This is a genomic window from Gemmobacter denitrificans, from assembly GCF_036964905.1.
In the GTDB taxonomy this organism is placed as follows: domain Bacteria; phylum Pseudomonadota; class Alphaproteobacteria; order Rhodobacterales; family Rhodobacteraceae; genus Gemmobacter; species Gemmobacter denitrificans.
In genome coordinates, this window is sequence record NZ_JBALHR010000003.1 from 175,951 (window position 1) to 192,034 (window position 16,084).

General features: G+C 65.1%; 9 protein-coding genes and 1 tRNA gene. 5 read left to right on the forward strand and 5 right to left on the reverse strand.

Annotated elements, in window-relative coordinates; all coding sequences use genetic code 11:
- Positions 1-85 precede the first annotated feature (85 nt).
- The 5 genes from hypF to cybH all read left to right on the forward strand — a co-directional run bounded on the left by hypF (position 86) and on the right by cybH (position 6,761).
- Entirely contained in the window at positions 86-2,323 is a 2,238-nt protein-coding gene (gene hypF, locus V6590_RS06620; RefSeq protein WP_335421157.1) for a carbamoyltransferase HypF, read from the forward strand.
- Positions 2,324-2,514: 191 nt separating this feature from the next.
- Positions 2,515-3,600, forward strand: coding sequence for a hydrogenase small subunit (locus tag V6590_RS06625; RefSeq protein ID WP_335421159.1), 1,086 nt, complete (start codon positions 2,515-2,517; stop codon positions 3,598-3,600).
- 5 nt (positions 3,601-3,605) lie between these two features.
- Complete coding sequence (locus V6590_RS06630; protein ID WP_335421161.1) at positions 3,606-5,405, forward strand: nickel-dependent hydrogenase large subunit; 1,800 nt, start codon at positions 3,606-3,608, stop codon at positions 5,403-5,405.
- Between the two features lie 11 nt (positions 5,406-5,416).
- Entirely contained in the window at positions 5,417-5,992 is a 576-nt protein-coding gene (locus V6590_RS06635) for a HupE/UreJ family protein (RefSeq protein ID WP_335421163.1), read from the forward strand.
- Between the two features lie 4 nt (positions 5,993-5,996).
- Positions 5,997-6,761, forward strand: coding sequence for a Ni/Fe-hydrogenase, b-type cytochrome subunit (gene cybH / locus V6590_RS06640; protein WP_335421165.1), 765 nt, complete (start codon positions 5,997-5,999; stop codon positions 6,759-6,761).
- Here cybH and V6590_RS06645 read toward each other — a convergent pair.
- The 5 genes from V6590_RS06645 to katG all read right to left on the reverse strand — a co-directional run bounded on the left by V6590_RS06645 (position 6,739) and on the right by katG (position 16,022).
- Entirely contained in the window at positions 6,739-7,641 is a 903-nt protein-coding gene (locus V6590_RS06645; RefSeq protein WP_335421166.1) for a transglutaminase family protein, read from the reverse strand. The genes cybH and V6590_RS06645 overlap by 23 nt on opposite strands.
- Before the next feature lie 6 nt (positions 7,642-7,647).
- The gene (locus V6590_RS06650) at positions 7,648-10,017 is read right to left on the reverse strand and encodes a circularly permuted type 2 ATP-grasp protein (RefSeq protein ID WP_335421167.1); all 2,370 of its coding nucleotides are present in this window, start codon (positions 10,015-10,017) and stop codon (positions 7,648-7,650) included.
- A gap of 7 nt (positions 10,018-10,024) precedes the next feature.
- Positions 10,025-13,450 carry a transglutaminase family protein gene (locus tag V6590_RS06655; protein ID WP_335421713.1) on the reverse strand — a complete coding sequence of 1,142 codons (3,426 nt, stop codon included), beginning with the start codon at positions 13,448-13,450 and terminating at the stop codon, positions 10,025-10,027.
- Between the two features lie 156 nt (positions 13,451-13,606).
- Positions 13,607-13,682, reverse strand: a tRNA-Thr gene (locus V6590_RS06660).
- A gap of 171 nt (positions 13,683-13,853) precedes the next feature.
- Positions 13,854-16,022, reverse strand: a complete 2,169-nt coding sequence (gene katG, locus V6590_RS06665) for a catalase/peroxidase HPI (RefSeq protein ID WP_335421170.1) — start codon at positions 16,020-16,022, stop codon at positions 13,854-13,856.
- Positions 16,023-16,084: the final 62 nt, after the last annotated feature.

Genomic DNA, 16,084 nt, shown 5'->3' on the forward strand with positions numbered 1-16,084 from the left:
CAGCGCCCATGGCAGCCGCCGGGAGGGCTGCCTGCCCTCCCGGACCCTCCCGGGGATATTTGGGCCAAGATAAAGGGGCAGGCCGGTGAAGGCGGTGGCGATCCGGGTGCGTGGGCAGGTGCAGGGTGTGGGGTTCCGGCCCTTCATCTGGCAATTGGCGCGGGACTTCGGGTTGCGCGGGCGGGTCTGGAACGATGCCGAGGGGGTGGGCATCGAGGCGCGGGGCGATGACCTTGACGGGTTTGTGGCGGCGATTGCGACGCGCGCGCCAAAGTTGGCGCGGGTGGATGCGGTAGAGGTCGCGCCATTCATGGGCGGCCTGCCTGACGGGTTCGACATTGACGAAAGCCGGGCAGGCAGGGCGGACACCCGGGTGACGCCCGATGCTGCAATCTGTGCCGATTGCGCGGCAGAGATCGAAGGTCCGGGGCGGCGGCAGGGCTATGCCTTTACCAATTGCACCCATTGCGGGCCGCGCTTCACCATTCTGCGCGGTTTGCCCTATGACCGGGCGCAGACGACGATGGCGGCCTTTCCGCTATGTGCCGATTGTGCAGCGGAATATGCCGATCCGACGGACCGGCGGTTTCATGCCCAGCCGGTGGCCTGCCCGGCCTGTGGTCCGCGGCTGTGGCTGGAAGTGGCGGGGCAGGAGGTGTCGGGTGATCCGATCGCGCTGGCGGTGGCGCGGTTGCGGGCCGGGGAAGTGCTGGCGATCAAGGGGCTGGGTGGGTTTCATCTGGCTTGCGATGCCGCCAATGGCGCGGCCGTGGCGCGGCTTCGGGCGCGCAAGTGCAGACCTGCCAAGCCGCTCGCCCTGATGGGGCGCGAGGCCGCCTTGCGGCAGGTTGCGGTGCTGGGGCCAAAGGCGCTGGCGCTGCTGCGCGATCCGGCTGCGCCCATCGTGCTGGTGCCTTCGGCCGGGGTGCTGCCCGAGGCGGTGGCGCCGGGCATGGTGGACCTTGGGGTCATGCTGCCCGCGACCCCGCTGCATCACCTTCTGTGTGCGGGCTTTGGCGGCGTTCTGGTCATGACCTCGGCCAATCTGTCGGGCGAGCCGCAGGTGGTGGGCAATGATGAGGCGCGGCAGAAGCTGGCGGGTGTGGCCGATGCGCTGCTGATCCATGACCGCGACATTGCGCGGCGGCTGGATGACAGCGTGGAGCGGGCCGAGCCGCCCATGGTGCTGCGACGGGCGCGGGGCCGGGTGCCGGGAACGCTGCCCTTGCCGCCGGGTTTTGCGGCGGCCCCGCAGGTTCTGGCGCTTGGCGGGCAGATGAAGGGCGCGATTTGTCTGACCAAGGGCGGGCAGGCATTGCTGGGGCATCATCTGGGCGATCTGGACGATGCGCTTTGCGCCGAGGAATTTGACAAGGCAGTGGCCGATTACACGGCGCTGTTCGACCACCGGCCCGAGCTGGTCGCGGTGGATGCGCACCCAGGGTATCGCGCCACGCAGGCAGGCCGGGCGATGGGGCTGCCGGTGGTCGAGGTTTGGCATCATCACGCCCATCTGGCGGCCTGTCTGGCGGAGAATGGCTGGCCGCTGGACGGGGGCCAAGTGGTCGGGATCATTCTGGATGGCACCGGGCTTGGCCCAGATGGCGCAATCTGGGGGGGCGAGGTGCTGCTGGGTGACTATCGCGGTTTTGTCCATCGGGGCGGGCTGCGGCCGACACCTTTGCCCGGGGGCGACCGCGCGGCGCGGGAACCCTGGCGCAATGCGCTGGCACAACTGGATCAGGCGGGGCTTGGGGATTGGGCGGATCATCTGTTTGCAGGCCAGCCGCGCGATCTGCTGCGGCAGGCGATTGCGAAGGGGATCAACGCGCCAAAGTCATCAAGTGCCGGGCGGCTGTTCGATGCGGTGGCGGCGGTTCTGGGCATCTGTGCAGATCGGCAGAGCTATGAGGGCGAAGCCGCCATGCGGCTGGAGGCGCTGGCGCAGCGATCCAGCCATTCCGAGGCTTATTCCCTTGGCACGCGGGGGGCCGAGATCGACACCGCGCCCTTGTTTCGCGCGCTGAGGACGGATGTTCTGGCGGGGCGGCCCGATGCGGACATGGCGCTGCAGTTTCATCGCGGTCTGGCATCTGCCTTTGGCGCTGCCGCCCGCAGATGGGTAGAAACCGGTGAAGCGAAGGCCATTGCCCTTTCGGGGGGCTGTTTTCAGAATGCGCTCTTGGCCCGGCTGATGCAGGAAAACCTGCGCGGTCTGCCGGTTCTGACCCATTCTGTCACGCCCGCGAATGATGGCGGGTTGGCGCTTGGGCAGGCCATGGTTGCGGCGGCGCAGGCTTTGGACCTGCCGGAAGGCCGGTAACCACCCCGCGCACCAAGCGGCAAGACATCAACCGCCCCTGCTGCGGCGGATCGACCATAACGCATTGGCTGTGCTGAAAAATCGCTTCGGTATGCCATTGTATCTTTTCAGTGTCCCCGCGCCCCTGCGGCTGATTTCCTGAACCGCGGAGAGGTGCGCCTGCACCGTGGAACATCAGGGAGGGGCCAGCGTTGAGCCAGATCGAGACCTTCTATGAGGTGATGCGCCGTCAGGGGATCACCCGGCGCAGCTTCATGAAATACTGTGCGCTGACGGCCAGCGCCCTGGGCCTTGGCCCGGCCTTTGTCCCCAAGATCGCCCATGCGATGGAAACCAAACCGCGCACGCCGGTTATCTGGGTCAATGGGCTGGAATGCACCTGCTGTTCTGAATCGTTCATCCGGGGCGCGCATCCGCTGGCCAAGGATGTGGTCCTGTCGATGATCAGCCTTGATTACAGCCATGTGCTGATGGCGGCGGCAGGCCATGCCGCCGAGGCGGCGCTGGAAGAGGCGATCGAGAAATACAAGGGCAACTACATCCTGGCCGTCGAAGGTAACCCGCCCCTGAACGAAGACGGGATGTTCTGCATCGTCGGCGGCAAGCCCTTTGTCGAACAGCTGCGCCATGCGGCGGCAGGCGCCAAGGCGATCATCAGCTGGGGGGCCTGTGCCAGCTATGGCTGCGTGCAGGCGGCCGCGCCCAACCCTACCCGCGCGACGCCGGTTCACAAGGTCATCACCGACAAGCCGATCATCAAGGTGCCCGGCTGCCCGCCGATTGCCGAGGTGATGACCGGGGTCATCACCTATATGCTGACCTTTGACCGCCTGCCGGAACTGGATCGTCAGGGCCGACCTGCGATGTTCTATGGCCAGCGCATCCACGACAAATGCTATCGCCGCCCGCATTTCGATGCCGGCCAGTTTGTCGAGGCCTGGGATGACGAAAATGCCCGCAAGGGCTATTGCCTTTACAAGATGGGCTGCAAGGGGCCGACCACCTATAACGCCTGTTCCACCATCCGCTGGAACGAAGGTGTCAGCTTCCCGATCCAGTCCGGTCATGGCTGCATCGGCTGTTCCGAAGATGGGTTCTGGGATCAGGGGTCGTTCTATGACCGGCTGACCAACATCAAGCAATTCGGCGTGGAACGGAATGCCGATCAGATCGGCATGGCGGCAGCGGGGGTCGTGGGCGGTGCCGTGGCGGTGCATGCCGCTGTCAGCGCCTTGAAGCGCGCGCAGAAAAAGACCCAGGACAAGGTGGAGGGCTGAAGGCCATGACCGTGACAACGCCGAACGGCTTTACCCTTGATACCGCAGGCACCCGTGTCGTGGTCGATCCGGTCACCCGGATCGAGGGCCACATGCGCTGCGAGGTGAATGTGGATGCCAACAACATCATCACCAATGCCGTCAGCACCGGCACCATGTGGCGCGGGCTGGAGGTGATCCTGAAGGGCCGCGATCCGCGCGATGCCTGGGCTTTTACCGAACGGATCTGCGGGGTCTGCACTGGCACGCATGCGCTGACATCGGTGCGGGCGGTGGAAGATGCATTGGGCATCACCATCCCCGACAATGCCAATTCCATCCGCAACATCATGCAGCTGAACCTGCAGATCCATGACCATATCGTGCATTTCTACCATCTGCACGCGCTGGACTGGGTGAACCCGATCAATGCGCTGAAGGCCGATCCCAAGGCCACCAGCGAATTGCAGCAGGCCGTCAGCCCCAACCATCCGCTGTCCAGCCCCGGCTATTTCCGCGATGTGCAGAACCGGCTCAAGGCCTTTGTCGAAAGCGGCCAACTGGGCATCTTCAAGAACGGCTATTGGGACAATCCGGCCTATCTGCTACCGCCCGAAGCCGATCTGATGGCCACGACCCATTATCTTGAGGCGCTGGACCTGCAGAAGGAAATCGTCAAGGTCCACACGATCTTTGGCGGCAAGAACCCGCATCCCAACTGGCTGGTGGGGGGGGTGCCCTGCCCGATCAATGTCCATTCCACCGGCGCGGTGGGGGCGATCAACATGGAGCGGCTGAACCTTGTGTCGTCGATCATCGACAAGTGCATCGAGTTCAATCGCAACGTCTATCTGCCCGACGTTGTGGCCATTGGCGGCTTCTACAAGAACTGGCTGTATGGCGGCGGGCTGTCGGGCAAATCGGTCCTGGCCTATGGCGACATTCCGGAACATCCGAACGATTTCAGCCCTGAACAGCTGCATCTGCCGCGCGGCGCGATCATCAATGGCAACCTGAACGAAGTGCAGGATGTCGATGTGCGCGACCCGGAACAGATTCAGGAACATGTCGATCATTCCTGGTACGAATATTCCGGGGCCGAACCGGGCCGGGGGTTGCATCCCTGGGATGGTGTGACCAGCCCGAAATTCGAACTGGGCCCGAATGCCAAGGGCAGCCGCACCCATATCGAACAACTGGATGAAGGCGCGAAATACAGCTGGATCAAGGCCCCGCGCTGGAAGGGCCATGCGATGGAAGTGGGGCCGCTGGCCCGCTATGTCGTGGGCTATGCCAAGGGGCATGAAGACATCAAGAACCAGGTGGAAGGCCTGCTGCGCACGATGAATCTGCCGGTCTCGGCGCTGTTTTCCACGCTGGGGCGCACGGCGGCCCGGGCGCTGGAAAGCGAATATTGCGGGCGTCTGCAAAAGCATTTCTTCGACAAGCTGGTGCAGAACATCAAGAACGGCGATGAAAGCACCGCCAATATTGCCAAGTGGGACCCGTCAACCTGGCCGAAAGAGGCGAAGGGCGTCGGCATGACCGAAGCCCCGCGCGGTGCGCTTGGTCACTGGATCCGCATCAAGGATGGCCGCATCGAAAACTATCAATGCGTCGTGCCGACCACCTGGAATGGCAGCCCGCGCGATCTGGCCGGCAACATCGGTGCCTTCGAGGCCAGCCTGATGAACACCAAGGTGGAACGCCCCGAAGAGCCGGTCGAAATCCTGCGTACCCTGCACAGTTTCGATCCCTGCCTTGCCTGTTCCACCCATGTCATGTCGCCCGATGGTCAGGAACTGGCCAAGGTCAAGGTCCGGTAAGGAGAACCATGATGAAGAAACTTGCATTCACCGCCTTTGCCGCCTGCCTGATCGCAGCACCGGCGCTGGCCCATACCGGGCATGGCGATACCTCGGGCTTTGTGCATGGGCTGGCGCACCCGGTTCTGGGCATGGATCACCTGTTGGCCATGCTGGCTGTCGGGCTGTGGTCGGGCTTTGTGCTGCCGGGCCGTTTCTGGGCGGGGGCCGGGGCCTTCATGGCGGCGATGGTGCTGGGGGCCGGGGCAAGCTGGGCCGGGATCGCCTTTCCTGGGGTCGAGATGGCCATCACCCTGTCGGTTCTGGCCTTCGGTCTGCTGACGCTGATGTCGCGGCGCGGCCAGACATCGGCCCTGACCGGCGCGTCGCTGCTGGCCATCGCGGCCTTTGCCACTGCCCATGGCCATGCCCATGCGACTGAGGCCGCGGGCAATGCCTTTGCCTATCTTGCCGGGTTCCTGATCGCAACGGCGGCGCTGCATCTGATCGGTGTGCTGGTCGCGCGGGCGGTGGCGGTGCAGCCTCTGGCGCAGCGGGCGCTTGGGGCAGGCATCGCGCTGTCCGGGCTCTGGCTGATGGTGGGGTGATCCGATGGAAACTTCTGCCCCCGACAAGGGACCCGTGCTGCAGGCCGCATTGTTGACCGGCGATGCCACGGCGGAAGACATTGAAACGGTCCGGCTGCGCACCTCGGTCTATGTGTACGAAGCACCGGTGCGGATCTGGCACTGGATCAATGCGCTGGCGATCCTAGTGCTGATCATCAGCGGGTATTTCATCGGTGCCCCGCCCCCCAGCATGCAGATCGCCGAGGCGACGGAACAGTTCGTGTTCGGCTATATCCGCTTTGCGCATTTCGCCGCCGGAATGGTGCTGACCGTGGGTTTCTTCGGCCGCATCTATTGGGCCTTCGCCGGAAACCACCACGCGCGCCAGATGTTCGTGCTGCCGCTGACCAATCGCCACTGGTGGCGCGAGGTTCTGTTCGAACTGCGCTGGTATCTGTTTCTGGAACCTGCACCGAAGAAGTATGTCGGTCACAACCCGCTGGCACAGATCGCGATGTTCTTCTTCATGACGCTGGGGATCAGCTTCATGATCGTGACCGGCTGGGCCCTTTATGCCGAAGGCGCAGGGCAGGGATCGTTGCCGGACAGTATCTTTGGCTGGGTTCTGGGTCTGGTGCAGAACAGCCAGCGGCTGCACACGCTGCACCATCTGGGCATGTGGGCCATCGTGATCTTCATGATCATCCACATCTATGCGGCCATCCGCGAAGATATCATGAGCCGACAGAGCATGGTTTCGACCATGATCTCGGGCCATCGCACCTTCAAGGACGACCGGGCAGATTGATCGCGGCCCCGTCTTCCTGCGGGATCACATCAACGGCGTGGCGCGTGTCATGCGCGCCCGCCGTGCGCAAGGCCCCGCGCACCGGGGCCGCATCGGCGTAATCGCGGCCCCGGGCCACGGTGACGTAATCTTCGCCCGCCCATTGCCGGTTGGTCGGGTCATATTCCAGCCAGCCCAGCTCTGGCCCGGCCCAGGCCATCACCCAGCCGTGCATCGCATCCACCCCTTCCAATCGCGGTTGCCCTGGCGGCGGCGTGGTGCGCAGGAAGCCGGAGACATAGCCCGCAGGGATGCCCATCGACCGCAGCCCGCCCACCATGATCTGCGCATAATCCTGGCAGACACCGCGCCGGTTGGCGAAGGCGGTTTCCGGGGCGGTGGTCACATCGGTGGCGTCTGGGTCAAAGGTCATCGCGTCATGCAGCGCCATGCCCACCGCCGCAATGCTGGCCGGAACCGTCGGGGCATGCGGCAGGGCCGCGCGGGCAAACTCGGCAATGGTTGCCACCGGCGCGATGCGGGGGGACGGTGCAGTGAAATGCAGCGGGGCCATCGGGCCAATGCCCTGCCCCGCCATCAGCGCGGCCAGGTCTACCAAAGCCGGGCCATCTTGCGGCACTGCGGCGGGCAGGCGTTCGGCCCCGGCGCGCAGGTCAAAGCGCAACTGGCTGACCGGGCGGTGCCAGCCGACCTGCGTGACCGAATTGCCGAAGAAATCGGCGCCATCGCGGCGTTCATCCGGGGCTGGTGTAATGGTCAAGACGCGTGCGCCCACCCGCTGCCCCGGCAGATCGGCAGGCAAAAGGCGCAGCAGGTTGCGCACCTGATCCGATGGCGCGGCATAGCTGTATTCTATGGTCAGGCGGATGTCATAGCGCATGGCCACCTACCGGAAATAGCGGCTGGAAATCAGGCCGAAAACCCCGGCCAGACGATGGCGCAGTTCGCCCAGCCGTTCGACGGTCAGGTCAGCCGGCCGGGCCACGCGCAGATCGGTGTCCAGCGTCAGCAAGACCCGGTCCAGTTCGGGCATCTCGCCGCCCGGCTGCGGTTGCGGCAGACGTTCCAGATGATGGCGCATCTGGGCGATCTGGTACAGCACGGCGCGCGGGTTCTGTGCATCCTGCGCCAGCAAGTCCAGCACGGTTTCGGGTGAAGGGCCAAAGCGATAGCGGCGCTGATGGGTCATCACGCTGTCGCCCACCTCGATGGCGATTTCCAGCGCGCCGGGCGGGGCTTCGGGGCCGGTGAAGGCCGCCAGCAGCAGCAGCGTGCCATCGGCCCGTTCCTGTGCCCGGCCCAGTGACAGAAAGCGCCAGCCGGCAAAGTGATACATGTTTTCATGCACCAGCCCGGAGAACCCGGAAATCTTGCGCAGCAGCACCGACAGCGCCTGTGCCGCATCGCCGTTTTCCGCCACCTTCCCGGTCAGTCGGTCAGCAAAACGGGCCAGATCGTTCAGCGCGTTCCAGCCATCGGGCGAGAACCGGTCCCGCACCTTTGATGCCGCGCCACGCGCCGCCCCGATCAGCATGGGCAGGGTTTCGGGGATCGGGCGGTCGGGGGTCAGCCCCAGCCCGGCCAGATGTTCGGCAAAGGCCGCCATGCGCGGCTCGGACGCATCGCCGGTTTCAGCCATGCGCAGATGCCACGCCCGCAGCAGGCGGATCGCGCCTTCGGCCCGTTCGACATAGCGGCCCAACCAATACAGATTGTCAGCCGCGCGGGCGGGCAGGATGCCGGGCGGGGCGCGTTCCGGGCCTGATCCGCTGACCAGTGTATCGGCTGGCACAGGTCGGTCGGCGACCACCCAGACATCGGCCACCGATCCGCCCGCCTGCATGGCCAGCGCCATCGCATCATCCGATTTGCCGATCCGGGCATAGCCGCCGGGCATGAAGGTCCAACCTTCAGACGTGCGGGCGGCAAAGACCCGGATTGTCATCGGACGCGGCACCAGCTTCCCGTCGGCCCATGCGGGGGTGGTGGACAGGGTGACCGCCTCCTGCCCGACCAGCCGCCGTCCGTCGCGGTCCAGCCGCGCGGCTAGCGCGGTTTCGGGGCCCAGCACGGTGTCGTTGCCGCTGGCAAAGGGAAGTGCGGTATCCAGCGCGCCACCGATCATCATGCGCCCGGCATTGGCCATCACATAGGCCCGTTCCGCAGGCGGGCCGCACCACCATGTTGCGATATTGGGCAGGCGCAAGGTTTCACCCAGCAGGGTTTCACACAGGCGCGGCAGGAAGGCCATGAAGGCGCGGGTTTCCAGCAGCCCCGATCCTGGCGCGTTGACAAGGTTCAGCCCACCATGGCGGATCGCACCGATCAGCCCCGGCGTTCCGATCTGCGAGCTTTCGTCCAGTTCCAGCGGATCGCAGAAATCACCATCTATCCGCCGCCAGAGCAGGCCAAGCGGCTCCAGCCCTTTCACAGTGCGCACCATGGCCTGACCGTTTTCGACGATCAGGTCTTCGCCCTCGAGCAAGGTCAGGCCCAGATAACGGGCGATATAGGTGTGTTCATAATAGGTGTCGTTGTTCGGCCCGGGGGTCAGGATCGCCATGCGTCGGCCATCACCGGCCAGATGTTCCATCGTCGCGCGGAAGGCGCGAAAGAACCCGGCCAGACGGCGGATATTGGCGCGGGGAAACGGGTCCGAGAAGATCCGCGTCGTGGCCATGCGGTTTTCCAGCGCAAAGCCCGCGCCCGAAGGCGCCTGCGCCCGGTCGCCCAGCACAAAGAACGACCCGTCCGGCGAACGGCCGATTTCAAAGGCCAGATGGTGCAGCCAATGGCCTGATGCGGGTGTCACCCCCACCATGGGGCGCAGCCATTGCGGGTTTTCGGCCACCAGTTCCGCCGGAAGATGCCCGTCAGCCACCAGCCGCGCCGGGCCGTATAGATCGGCCATCACCCGTTCCAGCAATTCGGCCCGTTGGGCCAGCCCGTCGCAGATGCCCTGCCACTCGGCATCCGAGATCAGAACCGGAACATGGCTGAGCGGCCATTCACGCTCTTGTGCCGGGCCACCACCATAAAGCCGGAAATAGACCCCGGCATCGCGCAGATATTGCGCGCCCCGGCCAAAGCGGGTGGCGACGTCCTCGGGCGAGAGGCTGGCCAATTGGGTGATGAACGGCTGCCAGACCGGGCGCATGCGGCCCTGTCCGTCGAACAGCTCATCGGCCACGCCGGGTTGCGGCGTGTAATCCGCCAGCAGGGCGGTGCGGGGCAGGGGGGCTGCGGCGGGTGTCATTCCGCCGTTATAGACCCGGCGCGCGCCGCAGGTCGAGCGTCATCGGAAATTCCGGATGCGGCTGTTCCGGGGCAGGGGCATAGCTTCCGGGCTGGTGGCCATGCGCCTCGAACCGCGCCAGACGGCGCGCCTCGGCCTCATAGCCATTCACCGGGAAGGTGTCATAGTTGCGCCCGCCCGGATGCGCGACGTGATAGACACACCCGCCAAGCGCCCGCCCTGTCCAATCATCATAGATGTCGAAGGTCAGCGGCGCATTGACCGGCAGCACCGGATGCAGCGCCGCCGCCGGTTGCCACGCCTTGTAGCGCACGCCGCCCACGGCCTCGCCACTGGTGCCGGTGCGCGCCAGCGGCACGGGTCGCCGGTTGCACATCACCCGGTAGCGATCCTGATGCAGGGTGGTCAGCTTCACCTGCAGCCGTTCCACCGAGCTGTCGGTATAGCGCACCGTGCCGCCGATCGCCCCGGTTTCGCCCAGCACATGCCAGGGTTCCAGCGCCTGCCGCAGCTCCAGATGCACGCCCTCAACCTCGATCTGCCCGCAGAAGGGGAAGCGGAACTCGGCCTGCGCCTGATACCAGACCGGATCGAGCTTGAAGCCATGCTGGCCCAGATCGTCGAGCAGCGAGAGGAAGTCGGCCCAGATGAAATGCGGCAGCATGAAGCGGTCATGCAGCACCGTGCCCCAGCGGACCGGCTTGCCCGTAACCGGCGCCTTCCAGCAGCGCGCGATGATCGCCCGGATCAACAATTGCTGCGCCAGGTTCATGCGCGGATGCGGCGGCATTTCAAACCCGCGAAACTCCACCAGACCCAGCCGCCCTGTGGGGCCATCGGGGGAATAGAGCTTGTCGATGCAGATCTCGGCGCGATGGGTGTTGCCGGTGACATCAATCAGGATGTTGCGCAGCAGCCGGTCCACCAGCCAGGGCGGCGGCAGCGGCCCACCCGCCACCGGATCGCCAATCTGGTTCAGCGCGATTTCCAGCTCGTAAAGGCTGTCATGCCGTGCCTCGTCAATGCGCGGGGCCTGAGAGGTTGGCCCGATGAACAGCCCCGAGAAGAGGTAAGACAGCGATGGGTGCCGCTGCCAGATCAGGATCAGCGATTTCAGCAGATCGGGGCGGCGCAGGAAGGGGCTGTCGCCCATCGTTTCGCCGCCGACCACCACATGGTTGCCGCCGCCTGTGCCGGTATGGCGGCCGTCGATCATGAACTTGTCGGCGCCCAGGCGGCAATTGCGCGCCTCGTCATAGATCGCCTCGGTGGTGGCGACACAATCTTCCCAACTATGGGCGGGGTGGATGTTCACCTCGATCACACCCGGATCGGGGGCGACGCGGATCACGTTCAGGCGCGGATCGTTGGGGGGCGCATAGCCTTCGATATGGATGGGCAGGCCAAGCGCCTCGGCGGTCACTTCGGCGGTGGCCAGCAATTCGAGATAATCTTCCAGCGCTTCACAGGGCGGCATGAACAGGCACAGACGCCCGTCGCGCGGTTCCATGGCGATGGCGGTGCGCACCGCGCCCTCTGCCGGATCCACGCCCACCTGTGCCACCTGCCGCTGACGGCCCGGCTTGTCCGCGCGCGTGGTGCCGCTTTGGGTATGGCCCGCGCTGGTTTCCGGCGTCATCGCGGCAATCTCGGCGGCCTCCTGCGCCAAGCGGTCCAGCTCGGCCTGCACTTCGGCCAGCCGATGCGGCGCGACGCGGGCGTAGAAGTCCGGCAGGGGCGCCAGCGGCAGCGAGGTATCGGCCGGATAGCTGTAGGGATATTGCGCAGGCGGAATATAGGGCAGCCCCGCCAGCGGCAGGCGAAAGCCCACCGGGCTGTCACCGGGCACAAGGAACAGATAGCCGCGCCGGGGTTTCCACATCTCGGACCGCCATTTCGGCGCCCCCGCCTTGGATTGCCAGCGTTGCAGGGGCAGCACAAAACCCGAAGGTTCGGTCAGACCACGCGAAAACACCCGGGCAAAGCGCGAGCGTTCTTCCGGGTCTTTCAGCTTGCTGTTTTCCGGGCTGACATTGGGCGGCAGGTTGGCTTCCTTCAAAATCCACTCTGCCGGGTCTTCAAAGGCGGGCTGCGCATGTTCCGGGGTGATGCCAAGGTTTTCGGCAAAGGCCTCCATGAAGCGCCCGGCGTCTTCGGCGCTGACCTTGTAATCCTGCGCCTCGACCGCCACCAGATCGGGGTTCCGCCAGACCGGCACGCCATCGCGCCGCCAATAAAGCGAGAAGGTCCAGCGCGGCAGGCTTTCGCCCGGATACCATTTGCCCTGCCCGTAATGCAAAAAGCCACCGGGGGCGAAGCGCGTGCGCAGACGGCGGATCAACTGATCTGCGCGGTCGCGCTTTTGCGGGCCGACGGCTTCGGTGTTCCATTCGGCGGATTCGAAATCGTCGATCGACACGAAGGTCGGCTCGCCGCCCATGGTCAGCCGCACATCGCCTTCGGCCAGCACGGCGTCCACCTTGCGGCCCATGGCGTTCAGCCGCGCCCAGGCCTCGTCGCTGAAGGGTTTGGTGATGCGTGGATGTTCGGCCACCCGGCGCACCTGCATATCAAAGGCAAATTCCACCTGCGGCGTGCCCGCGCTGGAATAGCCGCCCGATATGGGCGCGGCATTGCGGTAATGCGGGGTTGCGGCCAGCGGGATATGGCTTTCGCCGGTCAGCAGGCCGCTCGTCGGGTCCAGCCCGATCCAGCCCGCACCGGGGATATAGGCCTCGACCCAGGCATGCAGATCGGTGAAATCCACCTCGGTGCCCGAGGGCCCATCCAGCGATTTCACATCGGGGGCAAGCTGGATCAGATAGCCCGACACAAAGCGCGCGGCAAAGCCAAGATGGCGCAGCGCCTGCACCAGAAGCCAGCTCGAATCGCGGCAAGAGCCGGATTTGAGGCTGAGCGTTTCCTCCGGCGTCTGCACGCCGGGTTCCATGCGGATGGTATAGTTCACCGCCGCGTTGACCCGCGCATTCAGTGCCACGAGAAAATCTGTGACCCGCACGCGATCGCGCGGGACGCCATCCAGAAAGGCCTGCAGCCGCGGCCCGGCCGGTTCGGGGCGACGATAGATCACCAGATCATCGGCCAGATCGGCAGGATAGTCGAAAGGCCAGAATTCGGCGCTGTCCTCGACGAAAAAGTCGAACGGGTTATAGACCGACATGTCGGCCACCAGATCGACCTCGATCTTGAACTCCATCACCGGCTCTGGGAACACGAACCGCGCCAGCCAGTTGCCATAGGGGTCTTGCTGGTGGTTCACGAAATGCCCACCGGGCGAGACCTTGAGACTGTGCGACAGCACCTTGGTGCGCGATTGCGGTGCGGGGCGCAGGCGGATGATCTGCGGGCCAAGGGTGACCGGGCGGTCATACTTGTAATGGGTCAGGTGGTGAATACTGGCATGAATGGCCATGAAATCGGTCCCGTTGCGCTGCGTTCCGGTCAGCTTAACGATGGTTCCGGCGCACGGTAACCCCTTGCCGACAGGCCGGGCAGGGACAAGGGCTTGCCGCCTCATTTTGCGGCTGCGCGCTTACTTTTGCGGCATTTTGGGAAAAGCCCGGAAGGATGGTGCCGGTGAAGGGACTCGAACCCCCGACCCCATCATTACGAATGACGTGCTCTACCAGCTGAGCTACACCGGCATCCTTCGCAGGCTGGCTGGGCTTTAGCCGATCCTGCGCCGCCCCGCAAGCCGCTTGGGGCGAAAATCCCCAGGGAGTGTCAGGTTGACCCAAACAGCCAGGCAGCATGCGGTCGCAAAGGAAAAGGCGGCCCCGCGAAGGGCCGCCCGATCCAGAACGTCTATGGGCCGGTCAGGCCACCAGATCGTAGCGATCGGCGTTCATCACCTTGGTCCAGACGGCGACGAAATCGGCCACGAAACGCTCGGCCGCGTCGTCTTGGGCATAGACCTCGGCATAGGCGCGCAGGATCGAGTTCGAGCCGAACACGAGGTCCACGCGGCTGGCGGTGAACTTCACCGCGCCCGACTTGCGGTCCACGATGTCATAGCTGTTGCGCCCGGTCGGAACCCATTTGTTGCCCATGTCGGTCAGGGTCACGAAGAAGTCGGTGGTCAGGGCACCGGGGCGGGTGGTGAACACGCCCTTGGCGCTGCCGCCGTGGTTGGCGCCCAGCACGCGCAACCCGCCGATCAGCACGGTCATCTCTTGCGCGGTCAGGCCCATCAGCTGCGCCCGGTCGAGCAGTAGCTCTTCGGGGGCGACGGCGTAATCGGCCTTCTGCCAGTTGCGGAACCCATCAGCGAGCGGCTCCAGTACGGCGAAGCCTTCGATGTCGGTTTGCTCTTGCGCGGCATCGCCACGGCCCGGTGCGAAGGGCACGGCGACGTTGTGGCCTGCGGCCTTGATCGCCTGTTCCACACCGACCACACCAGCCAGCACGATCACATCGGCAACCGAGGCGCCCGAGGCGGCGGCGATGGGTTCCAGCACCGAGAGCACGCGGGCCAGACGGGCGGGCTCATTGCCTTCCCAGTCTTTCTGCGGGGCCAGACGGATGCGGGCGCCATTGGCACCGCCGCGATAGTCGGACTGGCGGAAGGTGCGCGCCGAATCCCATGCAGTGGCGACCATATCGGCCACCGAGAGGCCGGAGGCGGCGATCTTGGCCTTCACGGCCTCCACATCATAGCCGGTGGTGCCTGCGGGGATCGGGTCTTGCCAGATCAGATCTTCGGCGGGAACCTCCGGGCCGATATAGCGCGACTTCGGCCCCATATCGCGGTGCAGCAGCTTGAACCAGGCGCGGGCGAAGGCGTCATCGAACGCGGCCTGATCCTTGGCGAAGCGTTCGGAGATGGCGCGGAAGCCCGGATCGACGCGCAGCGCCATATCGGCATCGGTCATCACGATGCGGGTGGTGCCGCCGCTGCGTTCCACATCCGAGGGGATTTCCTCGGGGCGCAGGTTCACCGGTTCCCATTGCTGGGCGCCTGCGGGCGAGCGGCGCAGTTCCCAGTCGTGGTTCAGCAGCATGTCGAAATAGCCGCCATCCCAACGGGTCGGGTGGGTCGTCCATGCGCCTTCGACGCCGCTGGTGACGGTGTTGTTGCCGATGCCGCGGGTGGTGTTGTTGACCCAGCCGAAGCCTTGCTCTTCGATGCCTGCGCCTTCGGGGGCGGCGCCCAGCAGCGACGCATCGCCATTGCCATGGGCCTTGCCGACGGTGTGGCCACCAGCGGTGAGGGCGACGGTTTCGGCATCATCCATGCCCATGCGGCTGAAGGTCACGCGCATGTCGGCGGCGGTTTTCAGCGGGTCGGGCTGGCCGTTCACGCCTTCGGGGTTCACATAGATCAGGCCCATGACCACAGCGGCCAGCGGGTTTTCCAGGCTGGTGCGGTCATCGTCGCTGTCATAGCGCGATGATTTCAGCCATTCGCTTTCCGAGCCCCAATAGACGTCTTTCTCGGGGTGCCAGATGTCTTCGCGACCAAAGGCGAAGCCATAGGTTTTCAGGCCCATGGATTCATAAGCCACGTTCCCCGCCAGCAGCATGAGGTCAGCCCAGCTGATGCGGTTGCCATATTTGCGCTTGATCGGCCAGAGCAGGCGGCGGGCCTTGTCGAGGTTGCCGTTATCCGGCCAGCTGTTCAGGGGCGCGAAGCGCTGGTTGCCTGTATTGCCACCGCCACGGCCATCGGCGCTGCGATAGGAGCCGGCCGAGTGCCAGGCCATGCGGATCATCAACCCGCCGTAATGGCCCCAGTCTGCCGGCCACCACTCCTGGCTGTCGGTCATCAGCGCGTGCAGATCGGCCTTGAGGGCGGCGAAATCGAGCTTCTTCACTTCCTCGCGGTAGTTGAAGCCCTTGAGCGGATTGGTCTTCGTATCGTGCTGATGCAGGATGTCGAGGTTCAGCGCATTGGGCCACCAGGCCATGACCGACGTGCCGGTCGAGGTCATCGCCCCATGCATCACCGGGCATTTGCCCGCGGGGTTCATATCGTTTCCGTCCATGACATCTCTCCTGATCTGGCTTTTGGCGGGAAGGTGCGGGGCAATGCTGCGTTGCGGCAGAA

What these genes read in the sequence shown, in the direction of transcription:
- V6590_RS06630 (WP_335421161.1), top strand. Translation starts at nt 3,606, where the DNA reads ATGACCGTGACAACGCCGAACGGCTTTACCCTTGATACCGCAGGCACC.
- V6590_RS06635 (WP_335421163.1), top strand. Translation starts at nt 5,417, where the DNA reads ATGAAGAAACTTGCATTCACCGCCTTTGCCGCCTGCCTGATCGCAGCA.
- cybH (WP_335421165.1), top strand. Translation starts at nt 5,997, where the DNA reads ATGGAAACTTCTGCCCCCGACAAGGGACCCGTGCTGCAGGCCGCATTG.
- V6590_RS06645 (WP_335421166.1), bottom strand. Translation starts at nt 7,641, where the DNA reads ATGCGCTATGACATCCGCCTGACCATAGAATACAGCTATGCCGCGCCA.
- V6590_RS06650 (WP_335421167.1), bottom strand. Translation starts at nt 10,017, where the DNA reads ATGACACCCGCCGCAGCCCCCCTGCCCCGCACCGCCCTGCTGGCGGAT.
- V6590_RS06655 (WP_335421713.1), bottom strand. Translation starts at nt 13,450, where the DNA reads ATGGCCATTCATGCCAGTATTCACCACCTGACCCATTACAAGTATGAC.
- katG (WP_335421170.1), bottom strand. Translation starts at nt 16,022, where the DNA reads ATGGACGGAAACGATATGAACCCCGCGGGCAAATGCCCGGTGATGCAT.